At 67.6% G+C, this 19,665-nt stretch carries 14 protein-coding genes and 1 pseudogene; 11 read left to right on the top strand and 4 right to left on the bottom strand.

Annotated elements, in window-relative coordinates; translation table 11 throughout:
* Window positions 1-219 precede the first annotated feature (219 nt).
* Window positions 220-1,236, top strand: coding sequence for a trypsin-like serine peptidase (locus tag ABD848_RS23920; RefSeq protein WP_344977101.1), 1,017 nt, complete (start codon window positions 220-222; stop codon window positions 1,234-1,236).
* Between the two features lie 40 nt (window positions 1,237-1,276).
* Here the strand turns inward: ABD848_RS23920 and ABD848_RS23915 are convergent, their stop codons facing one another.
* On the bottom strand, window positions 1,277-2,701 hold the full coding sequence (locus ABD848_RS23915; protein WP_344977098.1) for an aldehyde dehydrogenase family protein: 1,425 nt from the start codon (window positions 2,699-2,701) through the stop codon (window positions 1,277-1,279).
* Window positions 2,702-2,928: 227 nt separating this feature from the next.
* Between ABD848_RS23915 and ABD848_RS23910 the strand changes: the two genes are divergently transcribed.
* Window positions 2,929-3,309 carry a hypothetical protein gene (locus ABD848_RS23910; RefSeq protein ID WP_344977095.1) on the top strand — a complete coding sequence of 127 codons (381 nt, stop codon included), beginning with the start codon at window positions 2,929-2,931 and terminating at the stop codon, window positions 3,307-3,309.
* Window positions 3,310-3,331: 22 nt separating this feature from the next.
* Window positions 3,332-3,880, top strand: a complete 549-nt coding sequence (locus tag ABD848_RS23905; protein ID WP_344977093.1) for a hypothetical protein — start codon at window positions 3,332-3,334, stop codon at window positions 3,878-3,880.
* 51 nt (window positions 3,881-3,931) lie between these two features.
* Here the strand turns inward: ABD848_RS23905 and ABD848_RS23900 are convergent, their stop codons facing one another.
* Window positions 3,932-5,320 carry a cytochrome P450 family protein gene (locus tag ABD848_RS23900; RefSeq protein ID WP_344977090.1) on the bottom strand — a complete coding sequence of 463 codons (1,389 nt, stop codon included), beginning with the start codon at window positions 5,318-5,320 and terminating at the stop codon, window positions 3,932-3,934.
* Between the two features lie 318 nt (window positions 5,321-5,638).
* Here ABD848_RS23900 and dacB point away from each other — a divergent pair, with 318 nt between their 5' ends.
* Window positions 5,639-7,237, top strand: a complete 1,599-nt coding sequence (gene dacB / locus ABD848_RS23895) for a D-alanyl-D-alanine carboxypeptidase/D-alanyl-D-alanine endopeptidase (protein WP_344977087.1) — start codon at window positions 5,639-5,641, stop codon at window positions 7,235-7,237.
* A 151-nt stretch (window positions 7,238-7,388) separates the two neighbouring features.
* A complete protein-coding gene (locus ABD848_RS23890; protein ID WP_344977084.1) occupies window positions 7,389-7,949 on the top strand; it encodes a peptidoglycan-binding domain-containing protein in 561 nt (186 codons plus the stop codon).
* A gap of 67 nt (window positions 7,950-8,016) precedes the next feature.
* Here ABD848_RS23890 and ABD848_RS23885 read toward each other — a convergent pair whose 3' ends face one another.
* Window positions 8,017-9,006, bottom strand: a complete 990-nt coding sequence (locus ABD848_RS23885; protein ID WP_344977081.1) for an aldo/keto reductase — start codon at window positions 9,004-9,006, stop codon at window positions 8,017-8,019.
* Window positions 9,007-9,492: 486 nt separating this feature from the next.
* Here ABD848_RS23885 and ABD848_RS23880 point away from each other — a divergent pair, with 486 nt between their 5' ends.
* The 5 genes from ABD848_RS23880 (at window position 9,493) to ABD848_RS23860 (ending at window position 16,165) form a co-directional block, all read left to right on the top strand.
* Window positions 9,493-10,875, top strand: coding sequence for a cytochrome P450 (locus tag ABD848_RS23880; protein ID WP_344977078.1), 1,383 nt, complete (start codon window positions 9,493-9,495; stop codon window positions 10,873-10,875).
* Window positions 10,839-11,978 carry a cytochrome P450 family protein gene (locus ABD848_RS23875; RefSeq protein WP_344977131.1) on the top strand — a complete coding sequence of 380 codons (1,140 nt, stop codon included), beginning with the start codon at window positions 10,839-10,841 and terminating at the stop codon, window positions 11,976-11,978. Before ABD848_RS23880 ends, ABD848_RS23875 begins: the two co-directional genes overlap by 37 nt.
* A 273-nt stretch (window positions 11,979-12,251) precedes the next feature.
* The gene (locus tag ABD848_RS23870) at window positions 12,252-12,815 is read left to right on the top strand and encodes a peptidoglycan-binding domain-containing protein (RefSeq protein ID WP_344977075.1); all 564 of its coding nucleotides are present in this window, start codon (window positions 12,252-12,254) and stop codon (window positions 12,813-12,815) included.
* 175 nt (window positions 12,816-12,990) lie between these two features.
* Complete coding sequence (locus tag ABD848_RS23865) at window positions 12,991-13,752, top strand: hypothetical protein (RefSeq protein WP_344977128.1); 762 nt, start codon at window positions 12,991-12,993, stop codon at window positions 13,750-13,752.
* Window positions 13,753-13,978: 226 nt separating this feature from the next.
* Window positions 13,979-16,165, top strand: coding sequence for an NACHT domain-containing protein (locus tag ABD848_RS23860; RefSeq protein WP_344977072.1), 2,187 nt, complete (start codon window positions 13,979-13,981; stop codon window positions 16,163-16,165).
* Between the two features lie 127 nt (window positions 16,166-16,292).
* Here the strand turns inward: ABD848_RS23860 and ABD848_RS23855 are convergent, their stop codons facing one another.
* Entirely contained in the window at window positions 16,293-18,824 is a 2,532-nt protein-coding gene (locus tag ABD848_RS23855) for a GmrSD restriction endonuclease domain-containing protein (protein ID WP_344977069.1), read from the bottom strand.
* A 471-nt stretch (window positions 18,825-19,295) separates the two neighbouring features.
* Between ABD848_RS23855 and ABD848_RS23850 the strand changes: the two are divergent.
* A pseudogene (locus ABD848_RS23850) lies at window positions 19,296-19,665 on the top strand (hypothetical protein); the annotation flags it as partial.

Raw genomic sequence — 19,665 nt, 5'->3', positions numbered from 1 at the left:
TGGGCCCACCACTTGTCCTCGCCGCCCTTCTAAGAACAGAACTCAGCCCCACATCCCGCCGCCGATCGGGGGCATCTGGCGCGGGAGGCGGTTCACGCGCTCGGGGCGAGCAAGCGACCACGCCGTCAAGAGCGACACGGCAGCGGCCTGTCATGCGGCACAGCACAACAAACCTAAAGTAATAACACGACTACGTTTCGTATGGCATGATTCAGGGGCATGAATTCCTCCCTCCCCCGTCTCTCTCTGCTCGGCTCGCTCGCCGTGATCGTGGGTGTCGCGCTCACTCTTTCCTCCGCCCAGCCCACCGCCGGCCCACTGCCGGCCGGCCATGCGGCCTACGCCACATGGCCGCAGATCGCTGCCGGGCAGGCCACGATCGGCGCGGCACACCAGCGCGAGACAGTGACGTACTGGACGGACACCCGTATGGCCACCGCCGTGCCGCGCTACGGACTGCGCCGGGAGATGGACGGGGATGGGGCGGTCCTGCCCGCCCCAGAGGCATCGTCGCAGGCGCCTCCGAGGCGCCAGTCGCAGAGCGCTCCGGAGGCCACCAGCGACGGACGCCGCTGGAACGGCGGAGGGAAGCTGACCAAGACCACAGGCAAGGTGTTCTTCACCATGGACGGTCGCGACTTCACGTGTTCGGCGGCCGTCGTGGCGTCCCACAACGACGACACGGTGGTTACAGCGGGCCACTGCCTCAAAGACGGCCAAGGGTCGTGGGCGCGTAACTGGCTGTTCGTTCCCGGCTACGACGACGGCGAACGCCCCTATGGCAGCTATGCGGCGCGCGAGATGCTCGTGGCTCCGCAGTGGTCCGAGCAGGGCGACGACAGCTACGACTTCGGTGTGGTGGTGCTCGACACCGACGACGGCAGCCACGTGGCCGACCGTACCGGGGCGCAGCGCATCGCCTTCAACACCGCTAACAGCGAGCGTGTCTGGGCGTTCGGCTACCCGGCGACCGGCCGCTACGCGGGCCGTCACCTCCGCTACTGCGCCGGCCCCACCACGCCCGACCAAAGCGGCACCCACAGCTCTGGCATGGCCTGCGAGATGACCCAAGGCTCCAGCGGCGGCCCGTGGCTGTCGGACTTCGACCCCCAGAGCGGCTCCGGGACGGTCACCTCGGTCATCAGCTTCAAGTACGCCAACGACACCGGCACGCAGTACGGCCCCCGCCTCGGTGACACGGCCCGGCGGCTGTACCAGCGGGCCCAGCGGCTATGACGGCATACACCCTCGACGCGGGGCCGCTGCTCCCCTCCGCTCACATCGCCAGCCCCGTCAACACCAGCACCCGCTCGTAGGTGAGATCGTCCATGGCCGCGCGCACGCCCTCCTTGCCCACACCGGACCGTTTGACCCCGCCGTAGGGCATCTGGTCGGCGCGGAACGAGGGGACGTCACCGATGATGACGCCCCCGACCTCCAGCTCGCGGTAGGCACGAAACGCGGTGGCCACGTCGCTGGTGAACACGCCGGCCTGCAAGCCGTATTCGCTGTCGTTGACCTGAGCGAAGGCGTCAGCGGCACCGCTGGCGCGGCTGACCACGAGCACGGGGCCGAAGGCCTCCTCCCGCGCGATGCGGCTCCCGGCGGGCACGTCGGCGAGCACGGTCGGCGCGACGGTGGTGCCGTCACGATGGCCGCCCGTGAGCAGGGTCGCGCCGGCTGCGACAGCCTCGTCGATCCAGTCGGTGACGCGCTGGGCGGCGACCTCGTCGATCATCGGGCCGACCTGGGTGGCCTCATCGTCGGGAGCGCCGGTGCCCAGGGCCGCTACGGCTTGGACCAGGGCGGGAACGAAGGTGTCGTAGACGGCGTCGGCCACGATGACCCGCTGCACACCGATACAGACCTGACCGGCCTGGTTGTTGCCGAACAGGGCGATGCGCTGGGCGGCCCAATCGAGATCGGCGTCGGCGAGGACGACGGCCGCGGCGTTACCGCCCAACTCCAGGGTGACGTGCTTGTGGGGAGCGCGCTGTTGCAACTGCCAGCCGAACTGGCCGCCGGTGAAGGAGATGACGGGCAGCCGAGGGTCGGTGATGAGGGGAGCGGCACGCTCGTTAGGCATGGGCAGGACCGAGACCGCACCGGCGGGCAGCTCGGTCTCGGCCAGCAATTCCCCCAGCAGCAGCGCCGACATCGGGGTGGCCGGGGCCGGTTTGAGGATGATCGGCGCGCCCACGGCCAGGGCCGGTGCGATCTTGTGGGCCACCAAATTGAGCGGGAAGTTGAAGGGGGAGATGCCGAGCACGGCGCCGTGGGGGACGCGCCGGGTGAGTGCCATGCGCCCCGTGGCGGCGGGGTCGGTGTCAAGGCGTTGCGCGCTCCCGCTGTCGCGCCGGGTCTCCTCGGCTGCCCAACGAAACACCGAAGCGGCGCGGTCCACCTCGACACGGGCCCCTGTGATGGGTTTGCCGCTCTCCGCGGTGATGGTGCGGGCGACCTCCTCGCGGCGTTCGGCCAGTCGGTGGTGGACGTGGGTGAGCGCGGCGGCGCGGGCGTGAGCGGGCAGCGCTGTGGTCTCGGTGAGGGCAGCGTAGGCGGCGGTGACAGCGGTCTCGATCTGGGACAGGTCGGGCACGGCCACGGTGCCCACCGCTCTCCCGTCATAGGGGTGGGTCACAGTGAGAGAGGTGTCGCCGGTCGCGGCGGTGCCGGCCAGCCAGAAACGGTGGATGGACATGGCAGGGACGCTAGTGCGACGCAGCCGAGTGGCGCTTGGCCATAGTGGACAAACTCCGGGATCGGAGCGCTCCACAGTGGAGTCTGCCGCGGGTCCCGGAGTGTGGTATGGGCGAGGGCGCAACCGAGACCCATATTTGCAAGGTGTCCACATCAGGCCACGCGAGTTCGGTAGCGCGGCGCTAAGAAGGGTTCTACGCCGATCAGTGGCTTGAAATGATCGTCTCCATGTCGGAGGAAATCGCCACGTGGCTCGTCGCGGGCGGGTTCTGGATCTGCGTCATCTGGTTCGCGACGCACACGTACTACAAGACCAGACTGCACAAGCTGGAACGGCACATCCGTGACCGTGAACTGGAGATCAGACGCAAGGAGCGCCGCGAGATCGAGCCACGCGAGCGCGAACTACAGGCGCTGCGCGGGCGCGACGAGGCCAGAGCCCGTCGCTTGGAAGACCTGCGCGACATCGAGCGGCGCCGGGGGCGACGGTTGGACGACCTGACCGAGCACTTGGCCCGCACCGTCGCCCACCGCGACGAGCTGTTGGAGATCCTGCACGCCCGTTCGGCGCGCGCGGCCGGAGGCGACCCGCGCGAGGACGACGACTGATGAGGAAAAGAGCACTGTCACCATGAGCGACACCCTTGTCGTCACGCTCAGCGTCCTGTTCTCCTTAACGCTGGTGAGCGCGCTGTTTCTGGCGATTTCGGCGACGCTGCTGCTGGTGAGCCAGCTCAGAAGCGCCCGGTTGAGTTTGGCTGCGCTGGAGACGAGTCCGACCATGGAGGAGCTGCTCGACCAGCGGATCGCGGCTTTGGACGAGCTGATCGACACCTACCGTTCCAGCGAGACCATGGCGACGAAGCGGATCGAGCGCGCTGAGCACTCCGACCGTCGGGACCACGCGATCTTCACCGCCGACGCCGCGGATTTGGTGAAGCGCATCCGGTTCACCGACGACGACGTGGAGTTGCTCGTGCGCGACCTGGTCGAGGAGGGGGTGCTCAGCGACAGTCTCGAGATCCTCGACGGCTCCCACCTCTCGCCCTATGAGACCCGTCGCCTGGAATCGCTGCTCCAGGTCATCGCCACCGGACGCGAGTACGCACGCCGGGCGGAGCTGCTGGCGGTGGAAAGCGACTACTTCGGAGTGCTTCCGCCGGAGCCGCACAGCCGGTGAGCCCTGCGGGCTCGCCCCGGCTGCGGACTCCGCCACGGAGACAACCGCCGGTTACGAACTGGCTCGCGCCCGCCACCACCGCAGGACGCGGCTGAGGAGGTCGCTCGGCTCATCAGCGGTGTCGTCGCTGGCCGCTGTCGAGGGGGTGAGGGCGACGGGAAAACGGCTCCGTTCGGGGGCAGCCACGGGGGTGAAGGTCACCGGCAGTTCGGCCAGGGCCCGCATGAAAATCTCTTCGCGCCAGCGAAGCTCCGCGGGCGGCACCCCCAACTGGAGGTTGTGGATGCGGTCGAGCAGCCGGTTGACGCCAACCGAGACGATCTGCATCGCCAGCGAGCGGGCGGGGCAGCGGTGTTCGCCGGCGCCCCAGATGAGGTGAGCGCTGTTGTGGCCGGCCGGCAGCGACGAGCCGGCGGCGTGGCTATCGCTGGCGCCCGCCAACCGCGGGTCGGCGTGGGCGGCGGCGAAGCCCATCACCAGTGGCTCCCCGGCTCCGATGCGGGTGTGGGCCAGGGTGACGTCCCGAGTGGGGAAACGGCCCGCTAGCGCCTGAACGGGCGGCTCGGTCCAGACGACGTGGTTGATGATCTCCTCCAGCAGCACACCGCCGCTGGAGTACTCGCGGGCGACCTCCGAGTCGACCAGCAGGGTCCACAGCACGTTGCCGAGGAGGTTCGTCGTGGGCTCGTGGCCGGCACCGGAGAGCAGGATGAGCTGGTCGACGAGTTCGGAATCGGTCATGCCGGTCTCGTGTTCGATCATCCAACTCGTCAGGTCGGCGCCGGGTTCGGCCTTCTTTCGCTGGACCAGACCGAGGAAGTAGTTGCCCATCTGCGTGGCGGCATCGGAGGCCAGGGCGGGATCGGGGTTCCACATCGTCTTGGATAGGTGGCTCAGCGCATACCCGTAGGTGTCGGCCAATCCGAAGAAACGGTTCATGAGCAACGCGGGGAGCAGCGCAGCGTAGTCGCCGATCAGGTCGGCGCGGCCAGCGGCGCAGAAAGCGTCGATGAGGAGGTCGCTGGTCTCGACGATGTCGTCGTGGATGCGCGTCTCGGAAAGTCTGGCCAAGGCGTCGTTGATGGGGGCTATGAGCCGGGCATGCTCAGCACCGTCGGCGTAGAGGGCGCTGGCGCGGTAGGACATGGTGGGGCGAAGTTCCCCGTTGAGCTGCCGGCGCCCCTCGCGGATGTCCTTCCACAGGCGGGTGTCACGGGAATAGGTACTCCAGTCGCGCATGACCTCCAGGTTCTCTTCGTAACCGAGGACGAGCCACACGGCCAGGTCCGATGAGAGACGTACAGGTGCCACTTGGCCGAACCGGGAACGCAGTTGCTCCCATAGCGCGTGGCGGTCGACATTGGGGCCGCTGCCGTGGATGGGCACGGCGTTGGCCTCCAATGGGCAGGTGGGGGCGGTATCGGGTTGGTCGTCAGTCACGGTGAGCCTCGCTCCCTCAACGATCGTCGACTGATTGGGCTGATGCTCGCGCCACACCCGCTTTTCGCCATAGCAACAATCCCCCCGACAGTTACTCTTGGCTCAACACTCATTACAGAGCGTACATATCGCGGATCTGCATGTCGTCAACTCGCCTGGCTGCCGTCGGCACGCGGCATCAGCAGTGCGCGGGCACCCCAAGAGCGTGACTCGTGGTCAGCGCGCGACGCGAACGATCGTCTCTGCACCGTAGCGCCCCGCTAGCGCGTACTAAACCCGTTCCCCGCACACCGATGCTCTTATGTGAGAGGGGTTGTCATGCCAACCGGTCCCCCGCCGCAGCGCTTCGTGATCTCGCGCCTGCTCCCCCTTGCCGTGCTGACCAGCGCGTTCGTGCTGCTATGCCCGCTGGGTGCGGTGGCGGTGCCAAGCCCCCTTGGGGTGGCTGACCTGCGCGCGGATCTGCGGAGACTCCTGGCCGATCCCACGTTGGCGCACACGCGGTCCGGAGTGGTCGTGCGCAGCCGCACCGAAGGGGACGTCCTCTACGAGCACGCACCGCGCACCGCGCTACTGCCGGCCTCCACCACCAAGCTGCTGACCTCGGCGGCGGCTATGGACGTGCTGGGGGCCGACTACCGTTTCACCACTTCGGTCAGCGCTGGCACGGTCACCGCGGACGGGGTCGTGCCAGGCGACCTGTACCTCACCGGCACCGGCGATCCGACGCTGAGGGCCAGCGCCTATGCAGAGCTCGCCGAAGACGTCGCCGCGAGCGGGGTCAGCAAGGTCGCCGGGGCGGTGGTAGCCGACGATACCTGGTTCGACGGCCAGCGGCTGGGCCACCGGTGGCAAGCCGAGGACCAGCAGTACTACTACGCGGCACAGATCTCGGCGCTGACCGTGGCCGCCAACCCCGACTATGACACCGGGGTGGTGGGCGTGAGCGTCACTCCCGGCGGCGCCAAGGGCGAACCACTGGGGGTACGGCTGTGGCCACGCACCGACTACGTCACGGTACGCGCCGATACGGCTGTTACCGGCGGGCCCGGAACGCAGAGCACGCTCGACATCGCGCGCCGGCTCGGCGGCAACACCGTCACGGTCAGCGGCCAACTGCCCACGGGAGGCGCACCAGTGGAGCGGCTGCGCACCGTGCACGAGCCAGCGGGGTATGCCGCCGATGTGTTCGCCGCGGCGCTGCAACGAGCGGGGGTGGAAGTGGGCGGGGACCCCGTCCGCGGTACCGCCCCGCCCGGGACTGTCGAACTGGCGCGGCGCGCGTCGATGCCACTGGGCGAGCTGCTGGTGCCGATGATGAAGCTGAGCAACAACGGCCATGCCGAGATCCTGACGAAGGCCATCGGGCGAGAAGTCTCGGGAGTGGGCAGTTGGACGACCGGGTTGCCCGAGATCGCCACGGCACTGCGGCGGATCGGCGCGAGCACCGACGGCCTGCGGCTGCGCGACGGTTCCGGCCTGACACGAGCCAACCGGGTGAGCGCCGCTTCGGTGGCCGATCTGTTGCTGGCGGTGCGTAACGAGCCCTGGTTCGCGACATGGCGACGGGCACTGCCGGTGGCCGGTGCCGCCGACCGCATGGTGGGGGGCACGCTGCGCAGCCGCATGCGCGCCACCCCCGCCCAGGGCAATGTGGTCGCCAAGACCGGGACACTGACCGGTGTGAGCGCCCTGTCGGGCTATGTCGAGGCAGCCAACGGTGAGGAGTTGGTCTTCGCGATCATCAACAACGGCTACACCGGTGCGGCGCCTCGGCCGGTGCAAGACGCGATCGCCGTGCGGCTGGCTCGCTTCACCCGCGAGCACACCACCGGCGCTATAGCACAGCCGTTGCGGGCCGAACCCGCCACGACAGCAGTGCGGGGCTGGGAGTGTTCCTGGGCGAAAACCTGCTGACCGGCAGCGTGGGAGTGTGGCGCGCCAGGATCGACCGGGACGAACCGGTGCTGTTGTGGCCACCCCGTGTGTTCCTGGCGGGCAACCTGCACCGCCTCATGTTTAATTACTCTTAGTAGCGATCCAATCACCCAAGGAGAGGTAGTTTCGCATGCCAAGGGTCAACAAGCCCGCCACCATCCTTGCCGCAGCTACGCTGAGTATAACCGCAGGCCTGACGGGTGCCCCCGCTGCCCTGGCCGACGGCCCCAACACGCCGGCCTCGATCGTGGCCGAGATCGAGGCCCGCAAGTGGCCGGTCCTAGAGAAGGGAGACGAGAACTTCCAGGTGAAGTTCGCGGAGTACCTGCTCAATGACTACGGCTACTACCCGCACGCCCGCCCCAAGGGAGTGTTCACCGAGGATCTGGTCAAGGCGGCCAAGAAGTTCCAAAAGGCCTACAAGCTGCCGGTCACCGGCAAGATCGACGCCGAAACCTGGAACGACATGCGTGACACCTACGGCCAGGTGGGCAGGGGCAGTCGGACTCAGAAGGTGCGGGCGGTGCAGAGCGCGCTGCGCGAAGGCTACTACTACAACATCATCGTCGACGGCATCTACGGTCCCCGCACGGAGAGCGCTGTACGCAACTTCCAGTACAAAGTAGGGATCGGCGTTGACGGGATCGTCGGCCCCATCACCTTCCGGGCCCTGGTCACCGGAGGCGACTAACCACGCGCGCCACAAGAGAACAGCGGTGGCCGCACCTGCGCGGGTGCGGCCACCCGTTCGGCTGCACTCAACGGTGCACCTTGCGCATCTGGCGTTCGGCGTAGCGCTGCCCGGCAGCCACACCGAGCGGAGCGACGCGCTCGATGGCCGCCAATTCGGCGGGCGTCAGCTCGATCTGGGATGCGGCGACGTTTTCCTCCAGGTAGGAGCGGCGTTTCGTACCGGGGATAGCGACGATGTCCTCGCCTTGGGCCAGCACCCAGGCCAGAGCCAACTGGGAGGCGGTGACGCCCTTGGCTCGGGCCAGAGCACGGACCTCGTCGACCACCTCAAGGTTGCGCTGGAAGTTCTCGCCTTGGAAACGGGGAGAGTTGCGCCGCGAGTCGCCTTCGGGCAACTCCTCAGGCGTGCGGATCGCACCGGAGAGGAAGCCCCGACCGAGCGGGCTGTAGGCCACGAAGCCGATGCCGAGTTCGCGGACCGTGGCGAGGACGTCGTTGTCCTCCACGTCGCGGGTGAACAGCGAGTACTCGGTCTGCACCGCCGCGATCGGATGCTCGGCGTGGGCGCGGCGGATCGTCTCCGGGGCGGCCTCAGAGATCCCCAGGTAGGCGACTTTACCCGCTTTGACGGCCTCGGCGAGGGCTCCCCAGGTCTCTTCAATGGGCACGTCGGGGTCGACACGGTGCTGGTAGTAGAGGTCGATATGGTCAACCCCGAGTCGGCGCAGCGACCCGTCGAGGGCCTGCCGCAGGTAGTCGGGACGGCCGTTGACCCGCCCGGTCAGCGCGCCATCGTCGTCGATCTCTTGGCCGAACTTGGTGGCCAGGACGACCTCGTCGCGACGACCCCGGATGGCCGAGCCGACCAGCTCCTCATTGCTCCAGGGACCGTACATGTCGGCGGTGTCGAGAAAAGTGACCCCCAGCTCCAGGGCCCGCTCGATCGTGCGCGTGGACTCGGCGTCGTCCCGGCCGCCATAGCCAAACGACATGCCCATGCACCCGAGTCCCTGCTCAGCGACCATGAGCTGGTTACCGAGCCTACGTTGCCTCATCGTCGAGAACCCTCCAGATCCACAGCTACGGCAAGGCGCAGCCCGGTCCAGAGTCGCGCTGCCGCGTGAACCGGTGGCCGCCCCCTGCTGAACGCCCCGCGCTGTCGACGATGCGTAGCATCTGCGCGGGATTGGCTTTTTCGGTTGGCCTCGTGCCAAGCTAACCGAACTTCGCTTGTTCTCCCCGCCGGAAAGGTTGCGGGGAGGTCGCGCGGCGACGGCAGGGAGCCAACACGACTTTCCCCAGTACACCTGCCCCCTCACGCACCGGTCGCCCCGCCCCACGAGGGCGGCGATGGGTAATGTCCCAAACACGGACGGCAGTGATCGCGTCGATGTCTATGCGAAAATTTGGCTCTGGACAATGGAACCGCTCAAAAAAGCATGACCACATTCGGTCACCTCTGCGTATCCACGGTCCTTCCCCTGTCAGAGTCAGGGGCTTCCCGACGTTCGACAAATCCCCCGTGTGGAGCTACCTCCCCCATGAACGACGTGAACGACGGCTCTTCTCCGCAGGATCGCTGTCCCATCAAACACGCCACGCCACTCTACGGCGAGGAGTTTGAGCGCGACCCCTCCCAGATCTATGCTCACCTGCGCCGCAACTACGAGAAAGTCGCGCCGGTAATGCTGGAGCCCGGGGTTCCAGGGTGGCTGGTGGTGGACTACACCACCCTCGTCGCGATCTCGCGCGACCCCGTCACCTGGTCACATGACTCCCGACTGTGGAAGGACTGGGCTGAGGGTCACGTGCCCGACTCCTCCGGGCTGCTGCCGATGATGATGTGGCGTCCCAACCTGCTCTTCGCCGACGGCGAGGAGCACATCCGGCTACGCCGAGCGGTATCCGAAAGCCTGGACCGTATCGACCAGCAGCGGCTGGGCCGCGACATCCGCGCCCTCGCCAACGGCCTCATCGATCGCTTCTCAGCCAGCGGTCGGGCCGACCTGGTCAGCGACTACGCGCGGCTGCTACCGCTACTGGTGTTCAACCGGCTGTTCGGCCTTGGCGACCAGGAGGGCTACCGGCTCATGGCAGCGCTGACCGGTATCTGGGACGGTGCTGACGCCGAACGCGCCAACGCCGACTTCGAGCGCTACATGGGCGACCTCATCGCACTGAAACGGCGCGAGCCCGGCAGTGACATCCCCAGTTGGCTCATGGAGCACCGTGCCGACCTCTCAGACGAAGAACTGCTGCACCAACTGGTGATCATCATCGGGGCGGGCAACGAACCCACCTGCAACCTGATCGGCAACGCCATGCGGCTGCTGCTGACCGATCGGGAGTTCGGCGCCGACCTCACCAGCTCACGGCTACCGGTGGAAGACGCCATCGACCGGGTGCTGTGGCTGGACACCCCCATGGCCAACTACCCCTTCGTCTACCCGCGCGCCGACGTTCAACTCGGCGAGGTCACCGTCCCCGCGGGCGCCGCCGTGGGTTTTGGCCTGGCGGCGGCGAACCAGTCGATCGTGGAAAAGTACGGCGACCAGCTCGCGGTCAGCGGCAACCGGGCCCACGTCAGCTTCGGCGCCGGGCCGCACCGCTGCCCCGCCCAAGATCTGGCCCACCAAATCAGCGCGATCGGCATCACCGCGGTCATCAACCGGCTGGGCGGACTGCGCCTGACGGTGCCCGCGGAGGACCTGAGCTGGCGGTCGTCGCTGTTCGCCCGCGCCCTGGAGACCCTGCCCGTCGAATTCACCGCGCACCCCCCGCTTGAAGAAAGTGAGCCGGTATGGCAGACAACGGAATCGTCCTCTCCCCCTACGACGATGTCCACGAACAAGCGTCCGCGCTCCGAGCGCGCGGCCGGGTCGTCGCTGTGGAGCTCCCTGGTGAGGTTGGTGCGTGGGCGCTAACCCGGCATGACACGCTGCTACGGGTACTCGGTGACCCCCGCTTCGCCAAGCACCCCAGCAACTGGACGGCGTTCCGGGAGGGCCGCATCCCGGCCGACTGGCCGCTGATCTCCTGGGTCGCCGTCGACAACATGCTCGTGGCCGACGGTGAAGCGCACACCCGGCTGCGCGGCCTGGTCTCCCAGGCGTTCACCGCACGGCGGGTGGCCGAGCTGCGCCCCCGCATCGCCGAGATCACCGCCTCGCTTCTGGAGAGCATGGCCGCCCTCGACGGCCGTGGGGTGGACCTGAAGGAACACCTCGGGTTCGCACTGCCCATGACGGTCATCTGCGAGCTGTTCGGAGTGCCCGAAGAGGGCCGGGACACGCTGCACCACCTGTGCGAGAAGGTGTTCGACCAATCCATCACCCCCGAGGAGGCCGCAGCGACCCATCAAGCGCTCCAGACCTTCTTAAGCGAGCTGGTGGCGGCCAAGCGTCAGCGGCCCGGCGACGATATGGCCAGCGACCTCATCGCCGCCCACGACGCCGACGGCGACCGGCTCACCGAGTCGGAGTTGGTGTGGACCCTCATCCTGATGATCGGGGCCGGCCACGAAACCACCATGAACCTGCTCACCAACGCGGTGCGCGCCCTCCTGGAGCACCCCGACCAGCTCGCGCTGCTGCGGGCGGGCAGCCACCCCTGGAGCAGCGCGGTAGAGGAGACGCTGCGCTGGGACACCTCGATCGCCAACCTGCCGTTCCGCTACGCCATCGAGGACGTCGAACTCGAAGGCGTGCGCATCGGCGCCGGCGAGCCGGTGCTGATGTGCTACACCGCAGCGGGCCGTGACCCCGAGCAGCACGGGCCCGACGCCGACCGGTTCGACATCACCCGCGAGCAGGCGCGCAACCTGGCGTTCAGCCACGGCCCGCACTACTGCCTGGGTGCGCCGCTAGCCCGACTGGAGGTCGAGGTGGCGCTGTCGGCGCTGTTCGAGCGCTTCCCCGACCTGAGCCTGAGCGTCTCCGGCTCCGAACTCACCGCCGTCCCCTCTGTCGTCGGCAACGGGGTGCGCACCTTGCCGGTCGACTACACCCCCGCACCGGCCGGCGGCTAGCACCGCTCCCTTCCCGCCCCCGGCCCACCGTGACCGGGGGCGGTGCGGTTGGCCACGCTAGGACGCCCGCACCTTCAGAGGCTTTCTCGCCGCTCCCCTGACCGTTTTCGCGCTCCCCGCCATGGTGGAGCACCTCAGTGGGAGAAGGCACGTCCACTCCCGCCCGAGGACAACCGGGCCCTCCCATATCGCCAGGTCAAAGCAATCTCTTCACAGGTAGCATGCATATGAACACAGAAAGTGATCAATAGATGGCACAGTGAAAGGACCAGCATGCCCAAGCTCGGGACACGCGCCCCTGCCGCCCTCCTCGCCACCATCGCCCTCGCCTGCGTGTCCGGCCTCACTGCCGCCCCCGGCGCGCTGGCCGGCGGCTCCCCACCCTCCGACAGCGTCGAGACCGAACGACCACCCCGCCCCTGGCCGGTACTGTCCCACGGCGACACCGGCTGGCGGGTGACCATGGTGGAATTCCTGCTGCAAGCAGCGGGCTTCTACACGGGCGCCCGCCCCGCCGGGGTTATGGACTACGAGCTGGTGGCCGCGATCAGGAACTACCAGATCGCCCACGACCTGCCTGAGAGCGGCCGACTCGACTCCCCGACGTGGTCGGAGCTGGCCCACCGGATCGGCGTCGGCCCGGGCTCGCTGGGCCCCCAGGTCAAAGCGGTACAGAGCGGGCTCAACGGCGGCTACGGCCACGACTTGGCGGTCGACGGCATCTACGGCCCCAACACCCGCGGAGCCATCCTGCAATTCCAGCGCAGCAAAGGACTGACGCCCAACGGCGTCGTCGCCTATACGGTCTTCCAGGCCATGATCACCTGGCAGGACTAACCGCGCGGTGGCCGCTTCCGGTCCGGCGGCGCGGGGCCGGAAGCGGTCGGTGATCGAGTTTTCCCGGCCATGCGGGCGTGGGACGATAAGCCCCGAACCCTCCCCGTGCCCGAGAAAGGGCACCGTTCGGCACCGGACATATCTCTTCACATACGGAATGGAACTCTCCCCACTCATGGACCCCGACGAGACTCAGGTACTGACCAGGACCGGAGAATTCGAGGTTGCCGAGGACGCCACGAGCGACACCGGCCCCACGCCGCAATGGGAGGCCGACGCGCGCTACCGGCTGGCCGCCGCCGTTGACCGCTTCACCGCCCCACTGAACGACCTGCTGGAACGCGACGCCAACGAGGGTGACACCCGCATGTGGGTGGCCGATTTCCTCAGCGAAGGTCTGGGGTACAACAAGTATGACGCTCTGACCACGGAGTATCGCACTCAGGGCGAGTCGATCGACTACGGGCTGCGTATCCGCGGCGAACTGTTCGCCTTCCTGGAGGTCAAACGGTGCGGGCAAGACGTCGACGCCCGGAGCCTGCGCCCAGCGCGCACGAACGCGGCCGAAGAAGGGGTGGAGTGGCTGCTGCTGACCAACGGTCGAGTGTGGCGGGCCTACCACCTGAGCGACGACGACGCCGGCCCCGAACTCGTCCTGGAGGTCGACCTGTTCGGCGAGGACGAGCAGGCCACGCTGGACGCGCTGTTCCATCTCACCAGGGAGGCGGTGGCCGGCGAACGGCTGGAGGGGCTGCGCCGCTGGCACGCGGCCCTGACGGCCTCCCCACTGGCCGAGGTGCTGCTCAGTGAGCCCGTGATCGCCACGATCCGCGCCCAGGTACGCGAACGCACCGGCCACGTGGGCCACCTCGGCGACACCGACGACGTCACCCACGCCCTGACCAACGAAATCCTCCGCCGCCGCGTCACCGACTGAACACCGTCCCCCATGATCATGCCGAGGATGGCTGCTCAGCGATCCTCGGCCGCGAAAATCGCCGAGCGGCCATCCTCGTGGCGATCATGACCACCTCACCCCAGCCCCGTCACCACACGACCTCCGCATTGGGATCGGCCGAGGAGAGCCGGACACCCCGCACGCCCGGTCACGTTTCGGTCTCAGTGGTTACGGGGAGTGCTCACGAGCGTTCAGGATGGCACCTATGGCGAGTGGAGACGGGGCGTGGTGGCGCACTGTCGCCGCTGTGGCGGGGCTCCTGGGGTTGGCGGGCTCGCTCGCGCTCGTCGCCGCCGTGTGGCTGCTGACGGGGGACCTGGCCACCACCGGAAGCGCAGCGGGGCTGGTCGGGTTGGTGCTGGCGGTCATCCCCCTGGGGCTCGGGCTGTGGCGGTGGCTACGCTCATCCCGGGCCGAGAAGGCGCCCACCTCCACCGAGGTCTCCGCGGCCGCGGACGTGCTGGCGGGGCTGGCACTCGAACAGTGGCGAGAGGAAGCTCGGCTGCGCTCGTTGTACGACCCCCACCCCATGCCGGTGCGGTGGCGCCTCACCGAACGCTCCACCCTGCTGACCGACTCGGCGACGACGCCTCCCGAAGGAACCGTGTTCGACGCCGCCTCCCTGGTCGAGAGGTTCCGCGCCTCGGAAAGGCGACGGCTGGTCCTGATGGGCGGCCCCGGCACCGGAAAGACCACCCTGGCGGTGCAACTGGTGCTGCGCCTGCTCGCCACGCGAGAGGCAGGCGAACCGGTTCCGGTGCTGCTGTCGGCGGCCGACTGGGATCCCGACGAGTCTCCCCGCGTCCAGGACTGGCTGGCGCTACGCCTGGACCGGGACTATCCCGCGTTGCGCGCCACAGCGCTGGGTCCGCACGCCACCGCGAAACTGGCCGGCCGTGGCTACCTGCTGCCCGTCCTGGACGGCTTGGACGAACTCTCCGAACACAGCCGCGCGGCGGCGCTGACGGCGCTGAACCACTCCCTGGGCGAGGACTCGCTCATCCTGACCAGCCGCACCCGCGACTTCGCCCAGGCCGTGTCCCAGGCCGGCCACACGCTCACCGCGGCCACGGTCCTCGTCCCCGAACTGCTCACCCCCAAGACCGCTGTGGCCTACCTGAGAACATGCCTGCCCACCTCCCCGGGGCCGGGATGGGAACGGATCCTGCACGAGATGACCGCTGCCGCCTCCCCCGCCGCCGCGGCGCTGCGGCAGGTCTGCGCCACTCCGCTGGGGCTGTGGCTGCTGCGCGCCGTCTACGTCGACACCGGCGCTGATCCGGCCCCGCTGCTGGACTCTCACCGCTTTCCCACGTCAGCGGCGGTAGACAGCCACCTCATGGAACACGTGCTTCCCGCGCTCATCGCCACTCGACCTCACGACTCCGGCACCGCCGAACCCTTCCGTCCCCGCCGCCGCCATGACCCCGCCCAAGCGGGCCGCTGGCTGGGCCACCTCGCCCACCGTCTCAACCAGCCCCACCTCAGCGAGCGGCCACGCGAAAGCCACGACTTCGCCTGGTGGCACCTCGCCCGCCACGTCCCACCCGCCGGCACCGGCCTGCTCTGCGGAACCGTGGCGGGACTGCTGATCGGGTCCGCGATCGTACTCGCGCTCGGGACCGACGCCGGCCTCGGGACCAGCCTCGTGTTCGGCGGCGGGCTCGGCACCTTCGGCATGATTCTGGTGGTGAGCGAGTTCCCCGCGTGGACGCGGGAACCTCCGGCGGTCGCCGACCTGCGGCTCGCCGGGCGCGGGCACCTGCTCCTGCGGCTGGCCGCGCGCAACGTCCTCACGCTCGGACTCGTGAGCGGGGCGCTGGGCGGCGTCACGGGCACGACCGTGCTCGGGCTCATGACGGGAGGCTCGGGCGGGCTGGTGACCGGACTCGCGGCGGGGCTGACGATCGGGCTGGTCGTCGGCCCTCTGTTCGGACTCGCGGTCGGGCTGATCAAGTGGATCGAAACCCCGGCGCCGGAGAGCAGGGCGAACACCCCCACGGCGAGCTACCGGGCGGATCGCCGGCTGAACCTCGTGCGGATCACCGCGCTCGGGCTCGCGGGCGCGAGCGTGGGCGCTGGCGCGAGCGGACTCATGGCCGGCTCTCTGGACGAGGTGCTACGGGCGGCCGCGCTCGGCGCCACGCTCGGCAGCGTGCTCGCGATCCTGTTCGGCCGACACCGCGCGTGGCCGGCCTATCTGGGGACGGTCTGCCGACTGGCGTGGAGCGAACGGACACCGCTTCGCCTCATGTCCTTCCTGGACGACGCCCACCGGCTGGGGCTGCTGCGCGCCGTCGGCCCGATCTACCAGTTCCGCCACGCGCGACTACGGGACCACCTGGCCGCCGCCTACGAACGTGACGAACCAGCCCGCCCCCACCGCGCGTGATCGCCACGAGGCAAGCATATGCTTGCCGCCCTTCACCGCAATCGCCCGCACACTGATCTGTCACCGCAGACCCGCCGAATGAGATGAACTCTTAGAGGCGCCTTGGGCGCCCCACCCAACGGCGAACTCAGAGAGCGCTCCGGGCTTGGTCCAGGAACCAGTCGAGGACACCACCCAAGTCGGGAGCGACCTTGGGCAACAGCTCCATCGGGAACGAGGGGCGCAGGTTGACCTTGGTCTCGGGGATGTCGATATCGGGAAGCTGATTGAGCCGGGCCAACAGTTCTCGGCGTAGCGCGAGTTCGTCGAACGGTGAACGCTTACCGAGCTGCTGGAAGTTCACTTCCAGGTTGCCCGATCGTGGGTAGAACCGGAGAAATACCAGCGGACGCTCCCCCAAATCCACTTGGAGCGTGCAACTGGTCTCGTTCGCGGTGCCGTATCCGAAGTCCCCACCGTTCCCACGCCACTGGCCGAAGAGCCCTTGCACCGTGTCAAACACGAGTTCGGACTGGTGCTGGGCAAGCTGAGCTCGGAAGCTGCGTCGACGGCGCTCCTCTGGGCTAATGTCCTCCTCGTTCGATCCTGACTCCAAACCGACGAGACCAGCCAGCGCTTGGGCATCAAGACGCTGCTCCAGAGAAGCGTTGGATCCCTGGAAACACACGCCCTCCTTTTCCAGTACTTCACGGGGGGTTTCCTCACGCTCGTCGGGCCATTGGAAGCTCGACGAGATTTCGCCTTCCGAGGTGAGAACGCGGTGGGCGTTGAGCATGCCGGGGCGGCTGCTGAGATAGCCACCGACCTTGTTGGACCGGCTCCCCACCAGCCGGGCAAGATCGCCGTAGCTGGTCCAGTTGCCCGCCGGCAGTGCGGCGAGCGTGCGGCGCAGAAGCTGCCAGGCGTAGCGTTCATCCTCCAACTCCGCACCGCCCGGCAGCGGTGCCGGCCACAACCGGATCGCCTGTTTGGTGAGGCGCTCGGCACGATTCTCGACCGCTTCACGCCCCCACTCGTCGCTTCTGGCGATCTCACGGTTCATCCGCAGCGCGCTGGCGTCGAGGATCTCCTGCTTACGTCGGAACAAATGGTTGGAGAGTTGCGCGTTCTGTGCTGTCAGAGTGAGGTTGCCAAGGGTATGCAGTAGTCGAGCGTGCAGCTCTTCGGGCGTCTCGTCGCTGCTGGTCTGCCGCCTGAGCACATCGCGCCATTCGGGAGTGAGCGTTTTGGGCATGATGTGTTCGATGGTGAGCTTGGCCGCGGTGAAGTCGATCGGCTCTGGATCGTTGTAGCTCTGTTCGAGGCGTTGCAGCACGTACATCCGCTGATTGGCTCGGCCTGACCAGTAGAAGTTGCGTTCATGGACGGCTTCCGCCAAAACGCGGTCCGAGGGCCACCTGCGGCGCTCGTGTGAGAAATAACGGTGAACCGCCTCCGCCGCCGGACGATCGGTTTCGAGTTCGGTAGGGGCGGCGTTGAAGGTCCGGTTGAGCCCCTGGCTCATCACGCCGGCGATCATGCGCCTAACCAGGAAGCTCTCAACGTAGGTGAGGGCTTGGGCAACCTCCTCACTGGTGGCTCCAGCCGCGTCACGCAGCCGCAGCAGGTGCAACGCTAGCGGCTGGTAGATGGTGTTTCCCCACTCCTGGAGTCGGATGAGCACGGCCCGAAGCTCCTCATCGGACTCGTTATCCGGCTCGACCACCCGCAGCAGCAGTTGACCGAGGCGACGCAGCTCCATCAGCTCATCACGGATGGCTTCCTCGCTACGCGGACCGGCGTTTCGATGGACTTTCTCCAGCCGGCGCTGCTGATCACGGTAAACGTCGCTCTGTTTGGCCCGGTCGTCACCGCGCAGCACGAGATCCAGCCAGCCGAGTAGTTCCAGGTTCTCTGGCCCCAGCTCTTCTTGCATGGGCAGCCAAACACCCTCGTAGACCTCCTCCCCAAGATTGGGCAACAGCATGAAGACATAGTTGCGCAGCAGGTCAGTTTGGCTGAGGCCCTTACCGGTGTTGTTGAGCGACTCGAAAATGCGGAAGACGTTGTCTCCCTGGTCGGTGGTGATCTCGACGAGTGTCAGACGGCTGCTGACGACCTCCTCGACTCGCAGCAGATCCGAAAGATCGAAGTCCACCATGCGCTGCCGGAAGAAAGTGTAGGACTGACCGATGTTGTCGCTACCGCCGGCGCTGCGCTCCCGGTCGATGACGGCGGTGAAGGCGGCGCGGTCGGCTTGGGTGGGCAACAGCCGGTACCGGTCAAGCTTCTTCTTGTACTTGTTGACGAGGTAGGTCTCGTGAATGCGTTCGGATTCCTCAGGTTCCTCCTCCAAAGCGGCCACCGCGTCCCGAACGGCGGCAAGCGCGATCATTAGGGAGGTGAGCCGCTGCTGACCGTCGACGAGCAACCAGCAAGGAAGTTTGCTGTTCGACGCCGGCCCCGGGGCGAGCACCACCGAACCGATAAAGTGCTCCGGTGACGTATGCTGCGTGGAACCGTCCGCCGCATCGCTGAGAATTTCAATCTGTTCCTGCAGGTCACTCCACAACCGCTGAAGCTCGTCACGCTGCCAGCTATAGGTGCGCTGATACAACGGGACCTGGAACTGTTTGGTGCCCTCGACCATCTGCTGGAACGCGGTTTCGTCGGCTTTCATAGCTCTCTTCGTACTTCCGGAAGCGACAGGCCCCCCTCAAGCCACCGTGAAGGTGAGACATTCAATGAATTTTTCGACCATCCGGTAGGTAATGAGGGAAGTGAGGCTGAGGTGCCGGCCGCAGGGTGACCGCTCTCGGGCCCGCGCCAGGGCGAGCCAACCACACAGGCTGAAATCCCACCTTAGAGGGATTTGAACAGCTTCACGCCGAAACTGTAGAAAAGCTTCGAGAAGTCGGAGGCCGGTCGGAACTGATCGTGTCGCTCACGGACCCCCGGTGGCCGTTGTCGGTCAGTGTTGTGCATGCCACACAGCCACTGTTCGTACCGTGCGCTGCAACGATCCCGCCCACACGGCCACGGGAAACACCTCGGAGCCCGCAATAGGACCCATAGTGGCGTTTCGCTGTCACACGGTGACTCTAAGGTGATGTGCGGTCGGTGAAGACCCCCCACAGCGAGAGGTTGCCGCGTGAGCGACGGTGTGATCGATCCGAGTAAGATCGTGATTCCGGCGGTGGACCCGGATGCGATCGAGGCGGCGGGCCAGGCGCTCAAGGTCGACGGGGCCGACATCGGCCAGGCGGGCCACGATATCGCGGCCTCCTGGGCGGGGTTGGCCGAGGTTTATCACGCTCCGGAGGCCGACACTTTGCTGGCCGCGATCGATCCGGTGGCTACCGCCGGCGACGAGGTCGAGACGGCGGCCACCACGGCGGGCCAGGCGCTGGTGGACTTCGCCGCGGCGATCCGGCCTCTGCTGGCGCGCTGGCACACGCTCAAGGCCGACGCCCAGGACATGGCGGCCTTCGTCGTCGAGCATGAGGACTGGCGCAGCCAGC

The sequence above is a fragment of the Salinactinospora qingdaonensis genome, from assembly GCF_039539445.1.
GTDB lineage: Bacteria > Actinomycetota > Actinomycetes > Streptosporangiales > Streptosporangiaceae > Salinactinospora > Salinactinospora qingdaonensis.
Note: the sequence above shows the minus strand (reverse complement) of the source record. Positions and strands in the feature narration are given on the sequence as shown.